Below are 20,510 nucleotides of genomic sequence, written 5' to 3'. Positions count from 1 at the left end.
AGACCTCGCTGACGACGGATGCTGCCTCCCACCGGCGCGCAATAAGCCTGCGAGGTTCAAAGCCGTCAATCAGCGGCCGATGGCGGCCCTCATCAGCGCCTTCGCATCGGCGCTGGCCCAATCGGCCGGGCCCTGGATGATGCCGAGTTCGCAGCCGGCCTTGTCGACGATGATGCTGACCGGCATGCCCTCGACCTTGTGGGCGGCGCGCAGGGCCTGGAAGGTCGCGGCCTGCGGATCGCCATAGTAGGGCAGGGCGGCGACCTTGTTGTCGGCAAGCCAGGTCTTCGGCTTGTCGAGATTGCGGGTATCGATATTGACCGCGACCACTGCGAAATCAGGCCCGCCCGTCTCCTTCTGGAGCGCGTCGAGCGAGGGCATTTCCTGCAGGCAGGGCGCGCACCAGGTCGCCCAGAGATTGACCAGCAGCGTCTTGCCCTTGAGCGCGGCGAGCGTCGTCGGCTGGCCGTCCGGCCCGGTGAAGGCGAGTGCGGGCGCCGGCTGAGGGCGGGCACGCAATTCGACGGCCGCGACCTCGCCCTTGACCAGTGGTTTCATGCGCTCGACGGAAGCGCTCGCGGCACTGCATGATCCGTTGCCGGCATCGCCCCGGACGGAGTAGAAGGCGGCTACGCCAGCGAGGCCGAGCGCCGCCACGACCCCGAGGGCCAGTCCGATCTTTTTTCCAGACGTCATTATGCGTCCTCAAAAGCAGGAAAGACCGTCGTGAGCAATCGCATGTGGGGTGGGCGTTTCGCCACAGGTCCCGACGCCATCATGGAGGAGATCAATGCCTCCATCGATTTCGACCAGAAGCTCTGGCGCCAGGATATCCGCGGCTCGCTGGCGCATGCGGCCATGCTGGCCGAGACCGGCATCCTGACCAAGGAGGATGTCGCGACGATCATCGCCGGCCTCAAGAAGGTCGAGGGCGAGATCGAGAGTGGCGCCTTTACGTTCTCGCGGGCGCTCGAAGACGTCCATATGAACGTCGAGTCCAATCTCAAGGACAAGATCGGCCTTGCCGCCGGGCGGCTGCACACCGCCCGCTCACGCAACGACCAGGTCGCGACCGACATGCGGCTCTGGGTGCGCGACACGCTCGACGAGATCGACGGCCAGATGGCCGATCTCCAGCTCGCCATGGCCGAAAAGGCCGAAGCTTACGCCGGCGCGGTGATGCCGGGCTTCACCCATCTCCAGTCGGCGCAGCCGGTCACGTTCGGCCATCACCTGCTCGCCTATGTCGAGATGCTCGGCCGCGACCGCAGCCGCATCCGCGACGCCCGCGTGCGACTCAACGAGTGCCCGCTCGGCGCGGCCGCGCTCGCCGGCACCTCGTTCCCCATCGACCGGCACATGACGGCGAAGGCGCTCGGCTTCGACCGGCCGACGGCGAACTCGCTCGATTCGGTCTCGGACCGAGATTTCGTGCTGGAGACGCTCTCGGCGGCTAGCATCTGCGCGATGCATCTCTCGCGCTTCGCCGAGGAGATCGTGCTGTGGTCGACGCCGCAATTCGGCTTCGTCAGGCTGTCCGACGCCTTCTCGACGGGCTCCTCGATCATGCCGCAGAAGCGCAATCCCGACGCGGCCGAACTGGTGCGCGGCAAGGCGGGCCGCGTCTTTGGTGCGCTCCAGGCGCTCCTGACGATGATGAAGGGCCTGCCGCTGACCTATTCCAAGGACATGCAGGAGGACAAGGAAGGCACGTTCGACGCGCTGCAGACGCTGTCGCTTTGCCTCGCGGCCACTGCCGGCATGGTCCGCGACATGCAGCCCGACCTCAAGGTGATGAAGAAGGCCGCCGGCCTCGGCTACGCCACCGCGACCGATCTCGCCGACTGGCTGGTGCGGGTGCTCAAGATGCCGTTCCGCGACGCGCATCACGTCACCGGCCGCCTCGTCGGCATCGCTTCGGAGAAGAAGGTCGGGCTGGAGAAGCTGTCGCTCGCCGAGATGCAGGCCGTCGAGCCGCAGATCACCGATGCCGTCTTCGCCGTGCTTGGCGTCGACCAGTCGGTGAAGAGCCGTGTCAGCTATGGCGGCACGGCCCCGGCCAATGTCCGCAAGCAGGCAAGGCGCTGGCTGAAGCAGCTCGCGAAAGGCTGAGGTCTGTCGATATCTGCTTGTAGCAGCTCACCGTTGTCATTCCGGGTTCGTGCCTGCGGCGCGCCCCGGAATGACAGAGGAGGGCGGTCACAAGCGCTCGCGCTCCGCCGCATCCTCCGCTAAGGTCCCGCCACGTTTCGCCCCGAGGGTTCGTTTTCGTGCTTGATTCCCGCCTGAAACTCGGCCGCACCTTGCTGGTCGTCGGCTTGCTGGCCGTTGCGCTCGGCGCCTGCGGGCGCAAGGGGCCGCTGGAGGCACCGCCCAACGCGACCGGCGCCATCGACCTGCCTGATGACCAGATCGGCGCGAAGGAGAACGATCCGGCTTCGCTGGGCTCGAGCTCCGTGCTGGCGAAGCCGGCCAAGGTCAACAAGGCGATCACCGTGCCGAACAAGCCTTTCGTGCTCGATCCGCTGATGTGACGGCCGGCGCCGTCGCGACATCTCTATCACGCGTCATGCTCGGGCTTCGCCCGGGACGCCGACCGCCTAGCCTGACTGCGAGCTCATCCCATGCATCATTTCGCTTATCGCGACGGCTCGCTCCATGCCGAGGGCGTCGATCTCCAGCGCATCGCGGCCGAGGTCGGGACGCCGGTCTATGTCTATTCGAGCGCGACGATCGAGCGGCATTACAAGCTGTTCGAGGCGGCGATGAAGACGACCGCGCCGGCCGGCAAGGCCCATGTCTTCTACGCGATGAAGGCGAACGGCAACCTCGGCGTGCTGAAGACGCTGGGCGCGCTCGGTGCCGGCATCGACACCGTCTCGGAAGGCGAGGTACGCAAGGCGCTGGCCGCCGGCATTCCGCCTGAGAAGATCGTGTTCTCGGGTGTCGGCAAGAGCGAGCAGGAATTGCGCTTCGCCGTCGAGGCCGGACTCTATCAGGTCAATATCGAGAGCGAGAGCGAGCTCGACCTGCTCTCCAAGGTCGCGGCGTCGCTCGGCAAGCGGCAGGAGGCGGTTTTCCGGGTCAATCCGGATATCGGCGCCGGCGGCCATGCCAAGATCACGACCGGCTCCTCCGAGAACAAATTCGGCGTCTCCTTCGAGGAGGTCGGCCGGCTCTATTCCCGCGCGGCCAACATGCCGGGCGTGCGGATCATGGGCCTGGCCGTGCATATCGGCAGCCAGATCGGCGAGATCGATGCCTTCGAGGCGGCTTACACCAAGATGGTTGCGCTGGTCGGCGACCTCAAAGGCGAGGGCCACCGCGTCGACCGGCTCGATCTCGGCGGCGGGCTCGGCATTCCCTACGACATCCCGAAGACCTTCGATTATGGGCCCGGCCTGATCGAGGCCTATGCGCAGATGGTCGCCAAGGTGACCAAGGGGCTCGATGTCGAACTCGGCTTCGAGCCCGGCCGCCTGATCGTCGGCAATGCCGGCATCCTGCTGACGCGGGTGCTGCATCTCAATCCGCGTCCGACCAAGCAGTTCCTCGTCGTCGACGCCGCCATGAACGATCTCGTTCGCCCGGCGATGTACGAGGCCTATCACGAGATCTGGCCGGTGACGGAGCCCGAGATCGGCGGGCCGGAGCTGGCCTATGACGTGGTCGGGCCGATCTGCGAATCGGGCGACACCTTTACGACCGGGCGCAAGCTGCCGCAGCTCCGGCAGAACGACCTCGTCGCCTTCATGACGGCCGGCGCCTACGGTGCCTCGATGTCCTCGACCTATAACCAGCGCCTGCTGGTCGCCGAGGTCATGGTCAAGGGCGACCAATATGCCGTGACGCGGCCGCGCCAGAGCTATGAGGAGCTCATCGGCACGGACAAGCTGCCCGGCTGGTTCGCCTGATCGGCTCAGTCCCGCACCGCTCCGTTCACGAAAGGCGGAGCGCTGTGCGTTGGCGCCTCTTCGCGCTGGCAATGCCACATTCCCGTGCTAGCCTGATCATGTCAGGCAAGTTCAGACAGGAATGGGGGCTGCCCGGAGCGATGGCATGAGCGAGGCAGAGCGCCGCAAGGCGCCCGACACGATCGACGGCATCCGGCAGCGGCTCGGCCGTCTCGCCGTTGCGTCGCGCCTTTCGCTCGGCTGGGAGCGGCTGTGGCCGCGGCTTTGGCTGCCGCTTAGCGTCGTCCTCGCCTTCCTCGCGGTCTCCTGGTTCGGCCTGTGGACGCATCTGCCCTGGTATGGGCGGATCATCGGCGTGCTCGCCTTCGCTGCCGCCTTCGCCGCCAGCCTCTGGCATGTCGCGCGTTTCGTCCTGCCGACGCATCGCGATGCGCTGACGCGGCTCGACCGTTCCGTCGCCGATGGCCACCGGCCGGCCTCCTCGCTTGAGGACAATCTCGCAATCAGCTCGGCCGATCCGGTCTCGCAGGCGCTGTGGAAGCTGCATGTCGAGCGTCAGAGCCGGCAGGTCGCGGCGCTGCGCGTTCAGCCGCCGCAGCCGCGCATGGCGGGCCATGATCGGCGGGCGCTGCGCGCCGTGCCGCTGCTCGCCGCCATCACCGGCTTTTTCGTCGCGGGCCCCGAGGTCACGCAGCGGCTTTCCGCGGCTTTCGACTGGAAGGGGCGTTCCGCGATCGCCGCTTCGACCCGGATCGACGCCTGGATCGATCCGCCGGCCTATACGCGCCTGCCGCCGATCCTGATCGATTTCGCCAAGCTCGCGAGCCCTAATCTGAACGCGCCCGAGAAATCGGTCATCGTCGTGCGTATCGCCGGCAAGACCAACATGGACGTCGCCACGACCGGCCGGCTCGATCTGATCAAGCCGGAGGTGAAGGAGGGCGAAGCCAAGGACGGCCAGGCCAAGCCTGCTCAGCCTACCGGGCCGCAGCAGGCGGTTCTGGAAAAGCGCTTCACGCTCACCGGCAACGGCACGCTGAAGCTCACGGGCAGCGGCGCGCCCGGGACCACGCTCACCATCACCTCGGTTCCTGACCAGCCGCCCAGTATCGCCTTCACCGACCCACCGAAGCCGGTGACCGGCGCGCAATCGGGTGGCTTGGGCATCACCTACAAGGCCAGGGACGATTACGGCATCGCCTCGATCGAGGTGAATGTCTCGCGGCCCGACGTGGCCAAGGGCGGGCGCTCGCTGGTCGATCCACCGAAGCAGAATCTCGCCGTGCCGTCTTCCGCTTCGGGCGAGGAGGAGAACAAGAGCACGGTCGATTTCTCTGCCCATCCCTGGGCGGGCGCCAAGGTCAGGATGGTGCTGATCGCCAAGGACGAAGCGGGGCAGGAGGGCCGCAGCGAGCCGCTGGAGGTCGTGCTGCCGCAGCGCACCTTCACCAAGCCGCTGGCCAAGGCACTGGTCGAGCAGCGCCGCAAGCTCGTCATGGATGTCGAAGACCGCTCCAAGGTGCAGCTCGCCATGGATGCGCTGATGATCGAGCCGGGCCTTTTCATGAAGGAACCGGGCGTCTATTTGGGCATGCGCATGCTGGCCGAGCGCCTGCGCCGGGCCGGTGGCGACGACGACTTGCGCGAGGTCTCCGAGCTGATGTGGGCGATGGCGCTCCAGCTCGAGCACGGCGACATGTCCGATGCCGAGCGGGCTTTGCGGCAGGCGCAGGAGAACCTGCAGCAGGCGCTGGAGCGTGGCGCCTCCGAGGAGGAGATCAAGAAGCTCACCGACGAGATGCGCCGGGCCATGGACAATTTCATGCGCCAGCTCGCCGAGCAGATGATGCGCCAGCAACAGCAGAACGGCGATCGCGACCAGGCGCGCCTGCCTGAGAATTTCCGCACGGTGACGCCGCGCGACCTGCAGAACATGCTCGACCGCATCGAGGAGCTGTCGAAGCGCGGCGACATGGCCGAGGCGCAGCGCCTGATGGAAGAGCTCAACCGGATGCTCAACAATCTCCAGATGGCGCGCCCGGGCCAGCAGGACCCGCGCCAGCGCGAGATGAACCAGGCGCTCGGCGATCTCGACCGGATGACGCGCGACCAGCAGAACCTGCGCGACGAGACCTATCAGAACGAGCAGCGCCGCCAGCAGGGGCAGGGCCAGACCCAGCGCGGCCAGCGCCCCGGCCAGCAGCAGGCACGGCCCGGCCAGCGGCAGCAGGGTCAGCAAGGCCAGCAGGGGCAACGCGGCCAACAGGGACAGCGTGGCCAGCAGCCGGGACAACAGCCCGGCGAGCAGGGCGAGGATGGCGAAGGTGGCGAGGGCATGCAGGGCCAGAACGGCCAGGGGCAGGGCCTGTCGCAGCGCCAGCAAGCCCTGCGCGAGCGCCTGCAGGACCTGCAGCGCCGGATGCGCGGCATGGGCGCGCCGCAGAACGGCGAGCTCGACGAGGCCGAGGACGCGATGCGCGATGCGGAGAGCCAGCTCGGGCAGGGGCAGGGCGAAGGCGCGCTCGATGCGCAGGGCCGCGCGCTCGAAGCCTTGCGCAAGGGCGGCCAGAACCTCGCCCAGCAGATGCAGGGCCAGCCCGGCGAGGGCGAAGGCGAGGGGCAGGCCTATGGCGAGCCGGACGGGCGCCAGCAGGGCCGGCCTTCGGCACAGCAGCGCGGCAGCGAGGACCCGCTCGGCCGGCCGCAGCGCCAGCGCGACTGGGCCGATGGCCGGGTCAAGGTGCCCGGCGCCGACGAGAGCGCGACCCAGCGGGCGCGGCGCATCCTGGAAGAGCTGCGCAAGCGGCTCGGCGATCCCCTGAGGCCGACCGAAGAGCTGGACTATCTGGAGCGGCTGCTGCGACGGAATTGAGTAGAGTGCCTCGACGAGAGGCGCCTGCATCTCATTTGCGGGATTGCAATCCGCCGCCGCTTGCCACCAGTGCCCCGACCACGATGAGCGCGCAGGACGCTGCGAGCAGCCAGCTCGCAGGTGCGTAGCCGAACAGCACCAGGATCAGCGTCGACAGCACCGGTGCGGCATAGGAGGCGACGCCGAGCAGGGCGACGTCGCCCTGCTTCATGCCGATATCCCAGACGACGAAGGCAAGCCCGATCGAGCCGAGGCCAAGACCGAGAACGCCACCCCATTCGACCGATGTCAGCGACCAGAGCGTGGACTCGAAAGCGAGATGGCAGGCCAGCGCCGGGATCGCGCAACCCAGCATGGTCACGCAGAGGCTCTCGGAGGGGACGGTGGCGAAGCGGCGCGAGGCCACCGAATAGCTCGCCCAGACGAAGGCGCCGAGCGCCGCCAGCACATGGCCGAGTGCCAGCCCGCCGCCGCTTCCGAGGCCGCCCGAGACGAGGAGGCCGGTCGCCACCAGACCGATCAGCGCGCCGAAGAGGTGGCGGGGCTTGAGGCCGCGGCCCGGCAGCAGGGCGGCAAAGAGCACGATCAGCAGCGGCCAGAGATAGTGGATCAGGTTCGCCTCGGCCGGCGGGGCCGTCTTCACTGCGGCGTAATAGAGCGCGGTGTCGCCGAACGGCCCATAAAGGCCCAGTGCGAAGGAGGCTGGCGTCGGGCGGATGCGCGAGAGCTGCCCGCGCAGCGCCGTGATCGCCAGGATCAGCAGCCCGCCGATGACGAAGGTCATCGCGACGAGCTGGAACGGCGGGACGCGGCCCGACATCGCCGTGAACAGCGCGAGCGTCGACCAGAGCAGGATGGCGCAGAAGCCGATGAGGGTCGCGGTGCGGGCGGTCATGAGCGGGCCGGGCAAGAAGACCGCGCGGCGATAGCAGGTTTTACTGGGCTTGCCGATGGGGCGCCGGGCCCGGCGACTGGATGCTGCACCGCAACCCAGCCTTGCAGCCATGGGCGTCATGCTCCCGGCCCCGTTGACCGCAGGCAAAAGCGGGCTCATTGCCTGCTTTATGACCACGATCCCGCTGCAATCCGTCACGCGCCGTCCGCTGATGCCGGTTCTGGTAGCGCTCAGCGTAGCGCATCTGCTGAACGATCTCGTCCAGTCGATGATCCCGGCACTCTATCCGCTGTTCAAGGAGAACTATCAGCTCGATTTCGTGCAGATCGGCCTGATCACGCTCGCCTTCCAGGTGACCTCGTCGCTGTTGCAGCCGATCCTCGGCTTCGTCACCGATCGCAAGCCGTGGCCCTATGCGATGGTCGCCGGCATGTGCTCGACGCTGGCGGGCCTCTTGATGCTCTCCTTCGCCCATAGCTACGCCATGGTCCTGCTCGCGGCGGGGCTGATCGGGCTGGGCTCGGCGGTGTTCCATCCGGAAGCGACGCGGATGGCGCGCCATGCCGCGGCCGGCCGTCAGGGCCTCGCGCAGGGCGTGTTCCAGGTCGGCGGCCATATCGGCTATTCGGTCGGCCCGCTGCTGGCGGCGGCGGTGGTGATGCCGCGCGGGCAGGCGAGCCTGTCCTGGTTCTCCGGCGTCGTGCTGGTCGCCATGCTCGTCATGGGCTGGCTCGGCTCGCGCTATTCGGCGATGCGGCGCGAGCAGAAATCCTCGTCCAGCCATGCCGATGAAAGCGCGAGCCACGGCCTGCCGCGCGGGCGCGTGCTGCTGACGATGGCGGTGCTGGTCATGTTGCTGATCTCGAAGAACGGCTACACGGCCGCCTTCACCTCCTATTACACCTTCTACCTGATCGAGCGCTTCGGCATCGAGATCCAGCTCTCGCAGATCATGCTGTTCCTTTATCTCGTCGTCGGCGCGATCGGCGTGATCGTCGGCGGCATGATCGGCGACAAGATCGGCCGCGACCGGGTGGTCTGGCTCTCGATCCTGGGGTCGCTGCCCTTCGCGCTGATGCTGCCCCATGCCGACCTGTTCTGGACCGGCGTGCTCAGCATCGTCGTCTCGTTCATCATGGCGAGCGCCTTCTCGGCGATCCTGATCTACGCGATCGACCTCGTGCCGCACCGCGTCGGCCTCGTCGGCGGGCTGTTCTACGGCCTGTCCTTCGGGCTCGGCGGCGTCGCTGCGGCCGGCATCGGCCTGCTCGCCGACAAGATCGGCATCATCGAGGTGTTCAAGATCTGCGCCTGGCTGCCGGCCCTGGGCCTGCTGACCTTCCTGCTGCCGAAGGCCGGGCGACAGAGCTGAGGCTCAAAGCCGCGTCATCACTCAAACGAAAAAGACCCCGGAATCGCCGTCAGGCCATTCCGGGGTCTTTCTGTTTCAGTCGCCTGAGGCAGGCGACGGGGCCGATCAGGCCATGTACTGGCCGCCATTGGCGGAGAGGGTCGAGCCGGTGATGAAGCCGGCATCGTCGCTGGCCAGGAACACCACGGCGCGGGCGATCTCCTCGGGCTCGCCGAGGCGGCCGACCGGGATATGCGGCAGGATCGACTTCTCGATCACGGCCGGGTCGATCGCCCGCACCATCTCGGTGGCGATATAGCCGGGGCAGATCGCGTTGACGGTGATGCCGGCGCGGGCGCCTTCCTGGGCCAGCGCCTTGACGAAGCCGATATCGCCGGCCTTGGCGGCGGAGTAGTTGACCTGGCCCATCTGACCCTTCTGGCCGTTGATCGAGGAGATGCAGATCACGCGGCCGAACTTGCGGGCGCGCATGCCTTCCCAGACCGGGCGGGTCATGTTGAACAGCGAGTTCAGGTTGGTGCCGATCACGGCGTTCCACTGATCCTTGGTCATCTTGTGGAACATGCCGTCACGGGTGATGCCGGCATTGTTGACGAGCACGTCGACCGGGCCGAGATCGGCCTCGACCTTGGCGATGCCGGCGACGCAGGAATCATAGTCCGAGACGTCCCATTTATAGGTCTTGATGCCGGTCTCGGCGGTGAACCTGGCCGCAGCCTCGTCATTGCCGGCATAGCTCGCGGCGACGGAGTAGCCCGCCGCCTTGAGACCCTTGGAGATCGCCTCGCCGATACCGCGCGAGCCTCCCGTAACCAATGCCACCTTCGCCATAGGCCAGTCTCCCTTTCAGTGATCGTCTTCCGGCTTGCCGCCGTTATTGTTCAGATAGTTGCAGGGTGGGCGCGTAGGCCGCGTCCACGTCCTTGATGATGGCCTGGCCACAGATGACCCGGCCCTGGACCGTGTCGAAGGTCAGGGTGGGCTGGCCGTAGAGCGACCAGCCGAGGCTCAGAGCTTCGGAAACCCGATGACAGAAGGATGCGTCATCGGGGCCGGTGAGATAGCGGTAGAGCGTCGTGCGCTTCGCCATGAGGTGGGGGCGCTTCTTCTCAGCGCTCCACGGCCATGGCGACGCCCATGCCGCCGCCGATGCAGAGCGTGGCGAGGCCCTTCTTGGCGTCGCGCTTGGCCATCTCGTGCAGCAGCGTCACCAGCACGCGAGCACCGGACGCGCCGATCGGATGGCCGATCGCGATCGCACCGCCATTGACGTTGACGATGTCCGGGTTCCAGCCGAGGTCCTTGTTGACCGCCAGAGCCTGTGCGGCGAAGGCCTCGTTGGCTTCGACGAGATCGAGATCGCCGACCTTCCAGCCGGCCTTCTCAAGCGCCTTGCGGGTCGAGGGGATCGGGCCGGTGCCCATGATCTGCGGATCGACGCCGGCCGTCGCCCAGGAGGCGATGCGGGCGAGCGGGGTCAGGCCGCGGCGGGCCGCTTCCTTGGCAGTCATGATGACGAGCGCGGCGGCGCCGTCATTGAGGCCCGACGCGTTGCCGGCGGTCACCGTGCCGTCCTTCGAGAAGGCGGGGCGCAGTTTGGCCATGGCTTCGATCGTGGCGCCATGGCGCGGATACTCGTCGCTGTCGACGACGATGTCGCCCTTGCGGGTCGAGATGGTCACCGGGGCGATCTCGTCCTTGAACTTGCCGGCCTTCTGGGCGGCCTCGGCCTTGTTCTGCGAGGCGACGGCGAAGCGGTCCTGCTCCTCGCGGCTGATCTGGTACTTGGTCGCGACGTTCTCGGCGGTCGTGCCCATGTGGTAGCCGTGGAAGGCGTCCCAGAGGCCGTCCTTGATCATGGTGTCGACGAACTTGACGTCGCCCATCTTGGTGCCGGCACGCATATAGGAGGCGTGCGGGGCGAGCGACATCGATTCCATGCCGCCGGCGACGATGACGTTGGCGTCGCCATTAGCGATCTGCTGCAGGCCGATCGCAACGGTGCGCAGGCCCGAGCCGCAGAGCTGGTTCAAGCCCCAGGCGGTCTTCTCCTGCGGGATGCCGGCGATCATCGCGGCCTGGCGGGCCGGGTTCTGGCCCTGGCCGGCGGCGAGCACCTGGCCGAGCACGACCTCGTCGACCTCGGCCGCTTCGACCTTGGCGCGGCGCAGCGCTTCCTTGATCGCGACGGCGCCGAGATCATGGGCGGGAGTATTGGCAAAAGCGCCGTTGAAGGCGCCGACCGCCGTGCGGGCCGCACCGACGATCACGATATCCGAATCTGCCATGAGAGGGTTCCTCGCTTTGTTGTTACGGTTGCACCGCTCCCGCCGGCTCAACCGTTCCCCGCCACCTTCGAAGCCCGCCGCGGCTCCGTCAAGACGGGCGAGCGTCGAAATCGTCCAGAGCGTCGCCGCTTGAGTGACGTAACGGAGGGTACATGCTTGTGGTTGCGGGACTTCGGCGATTTTTGCAGCGCCCGCTCAAAGAGCTTGCGGTGCAGCACCGACAGGCTATCGTCAGGCCATGGGAGACCGTTTCGCCGAGCACGCCGGAATCGCCGGCGGCCGCGGATCAACGTCAAGTAGGACCGATGGCCAGCGACAAAGAACCGACCGTCATCAAGAAATACGCCAATCGGCGTCTCTATCATACGGGCACCAGCTCCTATGTCACCTTGGAGGATCTCGCCGGGCTCGTGCGCTCGGGCGAGGATTTCGTCGTCTATGACGCAAAGTCCGGCGAGGACATCACGCGCTCGGTGCTGGCGCAGATCATCTTCGACGAGGAGGCCAAGGACGGGCAGAACCTGCTGCCGATCGCCTTCCTGCGCCAGCTCATCCGCTTCTACGGCGACAGCATGCAGGCGCTGGTGCCGCGCTACCTTGAGTTCTCGATGGAGAACCTCACGCAGGAGCAGAGCAAGTTCCGCGAGCAGATGTCCAAGGCCTTCGGGGGTTCGGCCTTCGGCGGCAATGCGCTCGACGCCATCCAGGCGCAGACGCGGGCGAACATGCAGATCTTCCAGGAGGCGTTCCGGCTGTTCAACCCGTTCACCGCGGCGGCACAGGCCAAGCAGGAAGCGGCCGCCGGCGCGAAGCCCGCGGCGGAGGCGGGCAGCGGCGAGCTCGGCGATCTCAAGCGCGAGCTGAACGAGATGCGCGAGCGGCTGGACAAGCTGTCACGCACGCGGTGAGGCAAGCCTGACGATTTGCGCCGCGCTCTCAGGACATGAGGGCGCGGTTTTTATTTGTGCCGGGGGCGCTACGAGCGTCGGGACGGGGTCGAAAGTTGACGCGCCACCCTCACACCTTTTGCTGCCCGCAACGAGGTCACAATCACATCTGGGGCTGGCTTTACCGATGCCGTCGAGAGCTGAACGCGGCTGCTATGTGAAGCGAATGTCGGAGTTGACGATTTCCGGAGCCAGTTCGCGCTCAAACGCCAGAGCGTAGACGCCATTCTCGAGGCGCAGCACAATGGCTGCATGATCACCGAGCCGAACCACCGCACCCAATGGTAGGAACACACTTGATCGTACAGCAGCTCCGCCGCGTGACACATTCAGAATCTCAACCGCGTGCGCTGCGTTATTGGTGAATAGCAACGCATCTTTGACAACCGGCGATATTCTTTCGGTCGTTCGGCCGCCAATCTCCTCTAGTTTCGCCCATGTCAGTGCACCAGCAATCTTATCCTTGCGATAACGGGTTCCAGCGATTGTGATCGCGAAGCCATCCTTCGATATGCGCGCCGCAGTGCCTTCGATGCGCCCTAGGTCCGAGACATAGGCGATTACGCGCTGGCCTCGATACGGCACCGCACGCGAGCGGAAACTGATACCGGTCAAGGATGCATCAACCGTCTCCGCCAAATGCTCGCTGCCATCTTGCAGCATGAATCTGGCTTCTAACCTGACAGGGACTCTATGATGCCTTCGCCGTTCTGGCATACCCGCACCTCCACGATTGAAGAGGACGATAGACCAGTCAGGTTAACCTAGAGTAATTCTCAAAAGCGCCCGCCACGCTTCTACCCTTACTGTGTGCCGCCGAAAACTTCAGCGCAGCAAAGCGTCCTTGGAAATTTGCTGGGCTTCCGGGGTTCGCCAATCGGCGCCACTTCGAAGATCCCGCGACGCCAGGTCTCCAATCTTCCTACTGCAAAACCTCGCTGGCCGCGCTCGTTGTGCTCGTCGTCGACTATTTTAAACGCTTGAACGAGACCTACGGGTCGCCTTGCCGACCTATCGCAAAAGCTTGAAATAAGGGCAGAGGCTGGTATCTGACGACACCGATGGGTCGGAGACAATATGAGCAACGAAGATAGGCGCGCTGATCCCGAGCCCCGACAACTTGCGGTGTTGCGCGCTCTAGGGATTGGTCTCGGCACTTTCGCGTGTCTCTTTGCCTTCACTATCTTGGCTTCTTGGGCAATTGGTTTCGAAACTGTGCTCGGCTTCGTGTTCACCCTTCGACGCGGCTAACGTCTGTATCCACGCTGACGCTGTGCATGGACTGAACGTCAGCATTGGGTCGAAAGCAGAACCCTGCGAAAGGCCATCAGACGCAAGCCTCGACCGCGCCGATCCCATGAGATGAGGCGCGCCCTTCGTATCCGACATCAGACCCGCCAAACACGCCCTCGCGATGCCTCGTCCATATGGATGAAGCGGCGTCGAGCCCTCTCCGCCATTCTCATCCGGCGGGGAGCGGCGCCGGAATGACGCCGGCCCGTGACGTGGCTGAAGCATTCTGAACGAAGGAGCTGCACATGCCGCATTTTGTCGGTATTCCGGCGACCAAGAACAGCCCGGGCTTGAGCAGTCTGGCCCTGAAGGACCCCTCTGGAAACGCCGCCATAGCGGTCTGGGCCGCCGATATGGATTGGTCGATCCAGCTATGTCAGCCCGGCAATGCCTATGTGCCGATCAACAGCAGCCGCTTTCAATCGCCGCCGCCGTATAAGAAGGACGGAAATCTGCACGTCTACTTCATGCTGCGCGGGTTGAAGGCGGGAGACAATATTGCTGCCTATGACGCGGCCGGCCGGCCGCAGACGGCGGCCCTGCCGATAACATTTGCTTCGACCGACCGTGCATCGAACAACCTGCCGTCGCGGCCGAGCGCCTTTTCGTCGAAGCTGATCCTGAACCCCGCCGGCGCGGAACAGGCCGATCTCAAGACGACCGGCCAGGACTGGATCAACGGCATCGAGAAGGTCATCAAATACATCCTCGCCAACGAGATGGGCCGGCTGATCGTCAATTCCATGCCGGGAAACGTCGACATCTTCCCCTTTCTGTCCGGGGAGCAGAACGCCAACTCGACCGTGCAGTTCTCGCCGAAGAATTTCTCGGGAAGCCTGGCGCCGGGCGCGCAGCCGAACGAGATTCTCTTTCACGAATTCTGCCATATCGCCGACGGGACGCTGGGAACCTATGTTCGCCTGACCGACGGCGGGGTGAACTACGAGTATGACAAGTTCGATTTCTTCTCGGTCAACGCGACCAATGTCTACGCGTCGATGAGAGGCCGGCCCCTGCGGAAGGACCACTGGGGCTTCCAGGCCATGCCCGCGAAATTCAAGGACTTCGACAAGTTCTGGGAGTTTGCGAAGCCGAACCTGGACAAGCTCAGGGCGGCCAAGCCGATCCTGTACGGCCATGTCAGCGCCATCGACGCGCCCTGGAACCCCTTCTGAGCCTGTGACCGCCGCCGCCCGTCAGGGGTAGCCTTCCGGCTCGGGGATCGGGATTTTGTGCGATGCCTGCGTCAGCCGGCCGCCAACCGGCGCGGCGCAGCCTGCAGTGGCTCGGCAACCTCCGCCCGCCCGACGAGATGGCCCTGCAGATAGGTGACGCCCCAGTCGCGCAGCATGCATGCCTGCATCTCGTCATCGACCCATTCGGCCACCGTCTCGACGCCGAGATGGCTGGCGAGCTCGACCAGGGTGCGGACATAGAAGCGGTCGTCGGTCGAGCGGCGCAGGTTCTGGGTGAAGGCGCCGTCGATCTTGAGGATGTCGATCGGGAAGGCGCGCAGGTGCTTGAGCGAGGTGTGACCGGCCCCGAAATCGTCGATCGCGACGCGCGCGCCCTGTTCCTTGATCCGGCCCAGCAGTTTGGCGATGCGGCCGGGATTCTCGATCGTTGCGGTCTCGGTGATCTCGACGATCAGGCGCGAGGCCTTGCCGCGCGCGGCGCTGGTGCAGGCGATGAAGGCGTCGAACCATTCGGGATCGTTCAGGGAGCGCGGCGAGACGTTGACCGAGAGATTGAGGTTCGGGTCGGCGCCCAGCATCTCGATCGCGAGTTCCAGCACGCGCTGGTCGAACAGCCGGACGAGGCCGCGCCGCTCCAGCATCGGGATCAGCTCGGCCGAGGCGAAGTAGAGGCCGGTCTCGCCCTGGCCGACGCGCAGCAGCGCTTCGTGGAAGGCGACCTCGCGCGAGTTCGTCCGGACGATCGGCTGCAAGGCGAGGCGCACGCGGCGCTCGTTGAGGGCGGCAATGGCCTGCACGTCGAAGCCTGTCTGGTCGCTGCCCGAGCTACGGCGCGGCTGCGGCCTGGCCATCACGGCGGTATCGACGGCGCCGGCACGGGCACTTGCCAGGGCGCCTTCCGCCGCGGCGAGCAGGGCGCCGCCATGGCTGCCGAGCTCGGGGGCGCTGGCGGCGCCGACGCGCAAGCGCACCAGCGCGATGCCGCGACTGGTCTCGATCGCCGATTGGGCGACGACCTTGATGAAGCGGCGGGCGGCGGGCTCGACCTGTTCCGGCGGGCAGCCGACCAGGAGGATCGCGAAGCTGTTGCCGGCATAGCGGACGAGATGGTCGCGCCGGCGCGTCACCGAGCGCAGGCGCTCATGCACGGTGGCGATGATCTCGTCGGTGGCCTCATGGCCGAAATCGTCGTTGAGCCGAGCGAGCTCGTCGATGGCGGCGACGAGGACCACGACCGGCCGCTCCGCCGGCAGATGTTCCTGCAGGGCCATGCCGATTCGTTCGACCAGGGCCGGGCGGTCGCAGAGCTCGCTGCCGAACTGCTCGAGCTCGTCCGGCCTCGCGGCGCGTTCGAGCCTGAGCACGCCGCGCGCGCTCGCCGGATAGCCGTCGCTGCCGGCGAACCAGCGGCCGGTATCCTCGGCCCACATCTTGCGGCCGGCGAGATCGATGGCGTAGCGCGTGCGGTAGATGACGCCGTCGCCGGTGTCGTGCTCGCTGGAGCAGAAGATCGCGTCGTAGCGGCTCGGCCCGCTGCCGGGCTCGACCAGGCCGGCAAAGGCGAGGCCGCGCTGCATGGCCTGCCCGGGAAGCGCGCCGAGGACCTCGCGGGCGTTCGGCCCCCAGCTCAGCGCGTCGCTCTGGATGTCCCAGCCATAAACCACTTCGCCGATCGAGGAGAGGATGCTGCGGGGATCAACCGGGCTGCCGTTCTGGAAGCTGAAGATCGACGGGGAGGGCATCGGTCGGCCTCGATCGGACGGTTGCGCGGCTCCGTTCCGGTGCTTCGGCGCTCTGTCCATGTGATGGGAAGTGCTTCGAAACGATGCGGTATTCCTGATTAACGCAGCGTTAAGGCTGGTTGATTCCTTGCACTGACCACTCCGTCACAAGTTGCGTGTGCCGGAGTGATACATGGCGGAAGCCGGAAGCTGGACCGAACGGAATGCCGCCGAGGCCAATGCATCGGCGCTCGTGCTGCTGCAGGCGGCTGCGGCGCGGGCGGAGATCGGCCCGTTCGCCCGGCGCGGCCGGGCGAGCCCGCAAGCGGCGGCGAGCCTCTATCGTGCGACGGCGCGGCTCGCCGTTCCGGCAGCCAGCGTCCGTCTGCAATCGGCGCGGGGCTGACGGCAAAGAAAAACCGGCCTCGCGGCCGGTTTCAAACTTTTGCAGGCAAGCCTGTGTCGAAGACGGAACGCCTCAGGCGTCGGTCTTGACCTTCAGGACCTGACGGCCGCGATACATGCCGCTCTTCAGGTCGACATGGTGCGGACGGCGCAGCTCACCCGAGTTCTTGTCCTCGATATAGGTGGGCTGCTTCAGGGCGTCGGCCGAGCGGCGCATGCCACGCTTCGACGGCGACGTCTTTCTCTTCGGAACGGCCATTGTACTTCTCCATCATGCCACCGCCCGGACGCTGGCCCAAGGCCACGCATCCGCCACAGCGACGGATCAATCTCGTGAGGCGTTGGCCTTACACGGTCGGGGCGAGGATTGCTAGTGCCGAATCCGGTTTTCTTCGCTGGCGCGGCAGGTTCTAGCCGGGAAGGCCGCAATCGCCCAGCGATCCGAGCTGGCCGAGCTGGCGCAGGCTGCGGCCGGCTGCGGATTGCAGCGCCCGATTCGGCTTTGCCGGGTTGCGCAACAGCGGATTGGGCAGGGCGCCGGCAAGCCGGGCGGCCTCGGCCGGCGTCAATCGTGCCGCGGATTTGCGGAAATAGCGCTGTGCCGCGGCTTCCGCCCCGAACAGGCCTTCGCCCCATTCGGCGACGTTCAGGTAGACCTCGATGACGCGCGGTTTTGACCAGGCGAGGTCGATCGCCATGGCGAGCGGGATCTCCATGCCCTTGCGGATATAGGAGCGGCCGGGCCAGAGGAAGACGTTCTTGGCGGTCTGCATGGTCAGTGTCGAGGCGCCGCGGCTCGGCCCGTCCTCGTTCTCCAGCACCTTGTTGAGCTCGACCCAGTCGACGCCGCCATGGCTGCAGAAGCGCTGATCCTCGGAGGCGATGACGGCCTTGATCAGGTGCGGCGAAATCTGGTCGAGCGGCACCCAGTCGCGCTCGACCGGCTTCAGTACAAGCCAGCGGCCGAGCATCAATGTCGAGGGCACCGGCACAAAGCGATAGAGCAGGATCAACGCCGCGAGGGCGAGGAGCAGCCAGATGGCGAGCCGGAAGCACAGGCCGAGAACCCTACCCAGCACCTTGCTTCACCCCCGCTGCCGCTCGGCCGGCCCGGCCGTCATGGCCCGAGCCCAAGGCGGCGCAGCTTGACGATGCAGCGAACGTCCGGCAAGGCCCCCCTTCCGGCAGCGAACGCGAGACCTGCGCATGAGTTCCGTCCCTCCTTCGGTCCATTCCGGCGATCTCGATACCCGGCTGGCGCAGAACGCGGTTGCCATCGAGGCACTATTGGAGGCCGTGCTGTCCAATGCTCCGGCTACGGGCGAGATCGTACGCCCGCCGCGTCTGGTTGCCGCGATGCGGCATGGCGCGCTGGCCGGCGGCAAGCGGCTGCGGCCCTTCCTGACGGTCGAGACGGCGCGGTTTTTGGGTGTCCCTGCCGAGCAGGCTAGGCGGGCGGGAGCCGCGGTCGAATTGCTGCATTGCTATTCGCTGGTGCATGACGACCTGCCGGCGATGGATGACGACGACCTGCGCCGGGGGCGGCCGACCGTCCACAAGGCCTTCGACGAGGCGACGGCGATCCTGGCGGGCGATGCCCTGCTGACGCTGGCCTTCGAGGTGCTGGCCGACGAGGCGACGCATCCCGACGGCGCGGTGCGCGCGGCGCTGGTGACCTGCCTCGCACGGGCCTCTGGCGTCGGCGGCATGGTCGGCGGCCAGATGCTGGACCTTGCTGCCGAAGGGCGCTTCGAGCCGGTGCGCGGCGCGCTTCCGGAAGCGGAGATTCGCCGGCTCCAGGCGATGAAGACCGGGGCATTGCTGGCGGCGAGCGTCGAGATCGGCGCGCGGCTCGGCGGAGCGGATGCGGCGGCGCTGGCCGCGCTCGGGCGCTATGGCCGGGCGCTGGGCGCGACCTTCCAGGTCGCCGACGACATCCTCGACGTCGAATCTGATGCCGAGCAAATGGGCAAGGCGACCGCCAAGGACGCCGACAAGGGCAAGGGCACGCTGGTCGGCGCGCTCGGCCTCGACGGTGCCAAGCGCGAGCGCGATCGGTTGAGCGCCGAGGCGGTGGAGGCTTTGGCGGGCTTCGGCCCGGAGGCGGATATGCTGCGGGCGGCGGCGCGGTTCGCGGCCGAGCGGAAGAGCTGAAGAGGGGCGCGGGATCCCCTCTCCTGTAAGGAGAGGGTAGGGGTGAGGTGTCGGCGCCTGGACCAGCCAGCTACAGCCTCACCGCTGCGCGGCGACCACCTCAAAGCTCACTCGGTGAGGGGGCTACCCCTCACCCTACCGCGCTATACGCGCGTCTCTGGAAAAGACGATAGCGCGGCGCGCCCTTACCGCCAGCGGCCGAAGGCGTCAGCTAGCGTCTGGCTGCCGGAGACGCCCTTCTCGAAGGTGATGATGCCACGCCGGCCCGAGGCGAAGCGCACGGGCACGTCGATCCAGCTACGGCTGAGGATCAGGTCGACATTGCGCTCGACCTCGACCGGCACGTTCGACAAGGCCGCGACGAAGAGATTGTCGCCGAGCGCCGAGTTGATCGCCGAGAGCGGCGCGCCGCGCTCGCCTTCCTCGCTCTTGAACTGGGGAACGCCGACTTCCTTGACCGTCTGGGTCGCCGGGTCGCCGGTGCTGGTGAAGCGCAGGCCGATGATATGCGAGGCCGGGAAAGCCGAATCGGTGTTGCGGCGGATGGTGAAGTCGAGGCTCAAGCCCTCTTCGGGAATCTCGACGGTCGCCCGCACGATGGTCTCGATCGGGCGGCCCTGGCCGGCGCTCTCGCTGTCGAGGCGCCAGAACACGCGGCCGGTCCTGGTCTGCGGCTGCTGCGGGGTTTCCGGCACCTCGATGAAGAGGACGGCACGCTGGGCGACCGCGATCTCGCCGCTGGGCTGCGGCACGGGGGTGCCGGGCGTATTGCCCTGCGGGTTGCCGGCAGGGCGATTCTGCTGCGGCGAGCCCGGCTCGCCGGCCCGCTCGGAAATCTTGCCGGCATTGTCGGGTTGCGTCGGTTGGGCGCGTTGGGCGGTCTCGCTGCTCTGGCGCGGCGTGTCCTGCGGCCGGAGCTTGTGGACATAGATCGCCGTGGCCGCGATCGCGGCGACCGCGACCGCCACGACGCCGCCGACGACGGCGGAGCGGATATGGCCGGGCTTGACCCGCCGTTCGCGCGGCGGCTGCACCCGCGGCCGGGCAACCTGCGGCTCGGCCGGTTCCGGCAGGGGCTCGCCGTCGTCCTGACCGGCAGCGGCGGGGAGCGGCGCGAATTCCGGCGCCTTCTTCGGCGTCGGCGGGCGGATCGGCAGCGTCGGGTTCTCGACGGTGCGGATCACCGGGCCGTCGGACGCCGGCGGCGGAGCCGGCGCGTCGTCGTAATCAGCCTCGATCCGGGCGACCGCCTCGTCGAGCGACAGGCGCTCGCGCATGATCTCGGCCTCGCTCAGGGGCGGGTCGAGACCGCGCAACTGCGCGACGAGCGCCGTCCGCGCCCGGTCGTAGATGGCGCGCCGGGCCTCCGGGGAGGTTTCGGGCAGCCCGGCGACGGCACGCGCCAGGATCGGATAGAAGTCGGCCATTGGCCTCACTTGTCGCTGATAAAGCC

The 20,510-nt window shown here is 66.9% G+C and carries 20 protein-coding genes; 10 read left to right on the top strand and 10 right to left on the bottom strand.

Annotation, left to right across the window (positions count from 1 at the left end):
- Positions 1-69 precede the first annotated feature (69 nt).
- Positions 70-696, bottom strand: a complete 627-nt coding sequence (tlpA, locus tag Q9235_RS03525; protein ID WP_306225408.1) for a thiol:disulfide interchange protein TlpA — start codon at positions 694-696, stop codon at positions 70-72.
- A 30-nt stretch (positions 697-726) separates the two neighbouring features.
- On the opposite strand from tlpA, the gene argH reads away from it, so the two are divergent.
- The 4 genes from argH (at position 727) to Q9235_RS03505 (ending at position 6,786) form a co-directional block, all read left to right on the top strand.
- The gene (gene argH, locus Q9235_RS03520) at positions 727-2,112 is read left to right on the top strand and encodes an argininosuccinate lyase (protein ID WP_306225406.1); all 1,386 of its coding nucleotides are present in this window, start codon (positions 727-729) and stop codon (positions 2,110-2,112) included.
- A gap of 158 nt (positions 2,113-2,270) precedes the next feature.
- Positions 2,271-2,534 carry an LPS translocon maturation chaperone LptM gene (lptM, locus tag Q9235_RS03515; protein ID WP_306225405.1) on the top strand — a complete coding sequence of 88 codons (264 nt, stop codon included), beginning with the start codon at positions 2,271-2,273 and terminating at the stop codon, positions 2,532-2,534.
- Between the two features lie 90 nt (positions 2,535-2,624).
- Positions 2,625-3,914, top strand: coding sequence for a diaminopimelate decarboxylase (gene lysA / locus Q9235_RS03510; RefSeq protein ID WP_306225404.1), 1,290 nt, complete (start codon positions 2,625-2,627; stop codon positions 3,912-3,914).
- A 145-nt stretch (positions 3,915-4,059) separates the two neighbouring features.
- Complete coding sequence (locus Q9235_RS03505) at positions 4,060-6,786, top strand: TIGR02302 family protein (protein WP_306225403.1); 2,727 nt, start codon at positions 4,060-4,062, stop codon at positions 6,784-6,786.
- Between the two features lie 31 nt (positions 6,787-6,817).
- Here the strand turns inward: Q9235_RS03505 and yddG are convergent, their stop codons facing one another.
- Entirely contained in the window at positions 6,818-7,681 is an 864-nt protein-coding gene (gene yddG, locus Q9235_RS03500) for an aromatic amino acid exporter YddG (protein WP_306225402.1), read from the bottom strand.
- A 169-nt stretch (positions 7,682-7,850) separates the two neighbouring features.
- Between yddG and Q9235_RS03495 the strand changes: the two genes are divergently transcribed.
- Positions 7,851-9,053: an MFS transporter gene (locus Q9235_RS03495; protein WP_306225401.1), complete on the top strand. Its 1,203-nt coding sequence runs from the start codon at positions 7,851-7,853 to the stop codon at positions 9,051-9,053.
- A 105-nt stretch (positions 9,054-9,158) separates the two neighbouring features.
- Here Q9235_RS03495 and phbB read toward each other — a convergent pair whose 3' ends face one another.
- From phbB to Q9235_RS03480, 3 genes are read right to left on the bottom strand one after another with little or no spacing between them, the layout of a single operon-like run.
- Complete coding sequence (gene phbB / locus Q9235_RS03490; protein WP_306225400.1) at positions 9,159-9,884, bottom strand: acetoacetyl-CoA reductase; 726 nt, start codon at positions 9,882-9,884, stop codon at positions 9,159-9,161.
- A gap of 43 nt (positions 9,885-9,927) precedes the next feature.
- Positions 9,928-10,143, bottom strand: coding sequence for a DUF1737 domain-containing protein (locus Q9235_RS03485; RefSeq protein WP_306225398.1), 216 nt, complete (start codon positions 10,141-10,143; stop codon positions 9,928-9,930).
- A gap of 19 nt (positions 10,144-10,162) precedes the next feature.
- On the bottom strand, positions 10,163-11,341 hold the full coding sequence (locus Q9235_RS03480; RefSeq protein WP_306225397.1) for an acetyl-CoA C-acetyltransferase: 1,179 nt from the start codon (positions 11,339-11,341) through the stop codon (positions 10,163-10,165).
- 305 nt (positions 11,342-11,646) lie between these two features.
- Here Q9235_RS03480 and phaR point away from each other — a divergent pair, with 305 nt between their 5' ends.
- Positions 11,647-12,249, top strand: coding sequence for a polyhydroxyalkanoate synthesis repressor PhaR (gene phaR / locus Q9235_RS03475; protein ID WP_306225396.1), 603 nt, complete (start codon positions 11,647-11,649; stop codon positions 12,247-12,249).
- A gap of 192 nt (positions 12,250-12,441) precedes the next feature.
- Here the strand turns inward: phaR and Q9235_RS03470 are convergent, their stop codons facing one another.
- Positions 12,442-12,951, bottom strand: coding sequence for a hypothetical protein (locus tag Q9235_RS03470; protein ID WP_422678263.1), 510 nt, complete (start codon positions 12,949-12,951; stop codon positions 12,442-12,444).
- Positions 12,952-13,094: 143 nt separating this feature from the next.
- Between Q9235_RS03470 and Q9235_RS26825 the strand changes: the two genes are divergently transcribed.
- Both Q9235_RS26825 and Q9235_RS03465 read left to right on the top strand, forming a co-directional pair.
- Entirely contained in the window at positions 13,095-13,316 is a 222-nt protein-coding gene (locus Q9235_RS26825; RefSeq protein WP_422678344.1) for a diguanylate cyclase domain-containing protein, read from the top strand.
- Positions 13,317-13,826: 510 nt separating this feature from the next.
- Positions 13,827-14,756 carry a type III secretion system effector protein gene (locus tag Q9235_RS03465; RefSeq protein ID WP_306225394.1) on the top strand — a complete coding sequence of 310 codons (930 nt, stop codon included), beginning with the start codon at positions 13,827-13,829 and terminating at the stop codon, positions 14,754-14,756.
- 71 nt (positions 14,757-14,827) lie between these two features.
- Here Q9235_RS03465 and Q9235_RS03460 read toward each other — a convergent pair whose 3' ends face one another.
- On the bottom strand, positions 14,828-16,519 hold the full coding sequence (locus Q9235_RS03460) for an EAL domain-containing protein (protein ID WP_306225393.1): 1,692 nt from the start codon (positions 16,517-16,519) through the stop codon (positions 14,828-14,830).
- Positions 16,520-16,691: 172 nt separating this feature from the next.
- Here Q9235_RS03460 and Q9235_RS03455 point away from each other — a divergent pair, with 172 nt between their 5' ends.
- Positions 16,692-16,904, top strand: coding sequence for a hypothetical protein (locus tag Q9235_RS03455; protein ID WP_306225392.1), 213 nt, complete (start codon positions 16,692-16,694; stop codon positions 16,902-16,904).
- Positions 16,905-16,976: 72 nt separating this feature from the next.
- Here Q9235_RS03455 and rpmF read toward each other — a convergent pair whose 3' ends face one another.
- Positions 16,977-17,162 (bottom strand): 50S ribosomal protein L32, encoded by a 186-nt coding sequence (gene rpmF, locus Q9235_RS03450; RefSeq protein ID WP_047582212.1) that lies wholly within the window; start codon positions 17,160-17,162, stop codon positions 16,977-16,979.
- Positions 17,163-17,313: 151 nt separating this feature from the next.
- A complete protein-coding gene (gene mtgA / locus Q9235_RS03445) occupies positions 17,314-17,982 on the bottom strand; it encodes a monofunctional biosynthetic peptidoglycan transglycosylase (protein WP_422678262.1) in 669 nt (222 codons plus the stop codon).
- 127 nt (positions 17,983-18,109) lie between these two features.
- Here mtgA and Q9235_RS03440 point away from each other — a divergent pair, with 127 nt between their 5' ends.
- Positions 18,110-19,057, top strand: a complete 948-nt coding sequence (locus tag Q9235_RS03440) for a polyprenyl synthetase family protein (RefSeq protein WP_306225391.1) — start codon at positions 18,110-18,112, stop codon at positions 19,055-19,057.
- A 185-nt stretch (positions 19,058-19,242) separates the two neighbouring features.
- On the opposite strand, the gene Q9235_RS03435 is transcribed toward Q9235_RS03440, so the two are convergent.
- A complete protein-coding gene (locus tag Q9235_RS03435) occupies positions 19,243-20,484 on the bottom strand; it encodes a histidine kinase (protein WP_306225390.1) in 1,242 nt (413 codons plus the stop codon).
- Positions 20,485-20,510 lie beyond the last annotated feature (26 nt).

Source organism: Bosea beijingensis (genome assembly GCF_030758975.1).
GTDB classification, from domain to species: Bacteria; Pseudomonadota; Alphaproteobacteria; order Rhizobiales; family Beijerinckiaceae; genus Allobosea; species Allobosea beijingensis.
The sequence above is the reverse complement of the archived record's forward strand: the minus strand, read 5'-3'. Positions and strand labels throughout refer to the sequence as shown.

What these genes read in the sequence shown, in the direction of transcription:
- tlpA (WP_306225408.1), bottom strand. Translation starts at nt 696, where the DNA reads ATGACGTCTGGAAAAAAGATCGGACTGGCCCTCGGGGTCGTGGCGGCG.
- lysA (WP_306225404.1), top strand. Translation starts at nt 2,625, where the DNA reads ATGCATCATTTCGCTTATCGCGACGGCTCGCTCCATGCCGAGGGCGTC.
- Q9235_RS03505 (WP_306225403.1), top strand. Translation starts at nt 4,060, where the DNA reads ATGAGCGAGGCAGAGCGCCGCAAGGCGCCCGACACGATCGACGGCATC.
- yddG (WP_306225402.1), bottom strand. Translation starts at nt 7,681, where the DNA reads ATGACCGCCCGCACCGCGACCCTCATCGGCTTCTGCGCCATCCTGCTC.
- Q9235_RS03495 (WP_306225401.1), top strand. Translation starts at nt 7,851, where the DNA reads ATGACCACGATCCCGCTGCAATCCGTCACGCGCCGTCCGCTGATGCCG.
- phbB (WP_306225400.1), bottom strand. Translation starts at nt 9,884, where the DNA reads ATGGCGAAGGTGGCATTGGTTACGGGAGGCTCGCGCGGTATCGGCGAG.
- Q9235_RS03485 (WP_306225398.1), bottom strand. Translation starts at nt 10,143, where the DNA reads ATGGCGAAGCGCACGACGCTCTACCGCTATCTCACCGGCCCCGATGAC.
- Q9235_RS03480 (WP_306225397.1), bottom strand. Translation starts at nt 11,341, where the DNA reads ATGGCAGATTCGGATATCGTGATCGTCGGTGCGGCCCGCACGGCGGTC.
- phaR (WP_306225396.1), top strand. Translation starts at nt 11,647, where the DNA reads ATGGCCAGCGACAAAGAACCGACCGTCATCAAGAAATACGCCAATCGG.
- Q9235_RS03470 (WP_422678263.1), bottom strand. Translation starts at nt 12,951, where the DNA reads ATGCTGCAAGATGGCAGCGAGCATTTGGCGGAGACGGTTGATGCATCC.
- Q9235_RS03465 (WP_306225394.1), top strand. Translation starts at nt 13,827, where the DNA reads ATGCCGCATTTTGTCGGTATTCCGGCGACCAAGAACAGCCCGGGCTTG.
- Q9235_RS03460 (WP_306225393.1), bottom strand. Translation starts at nt 16,519, where the DNA reads ATGCCCTCCCCGTCGATCTTCAGCTTCCAGAACGGCAGCCCGGTTGAT.
- Q9235_RS03455 (WP_306225392.1), top strand. Translation starts at nt 16,692, where the DNA reads ATGGCGGAAGCCGGAAGCTGGACCGAACGGAATGCCGCCGAGGCCAAT.
- rpmF (WP_047582212.1), bottom strand. Translation starts at nt 17,162, where the DNA reads ATGGCCGTTCCGAAGAGAAAGACGTCGCCGTCGAAGCGTGGCATGCGC.
- Q9235_RS03440 (WP_306225391.1), top strand. Translation starts at nt 18,110, where the DNA reads ATGAGTTCCGTCCCTCCTTCGGTCCATTCCGGCGATCTCGATACCCGG.
- Q9235_RS03435 (WP_306225390.1), bottom strand. Translation starts at nt 20,484, where the DNA reads ATGGCCGACTTCTATCCGATCCTGGCGCGTGCCGTCGCCGGGCTGCCC.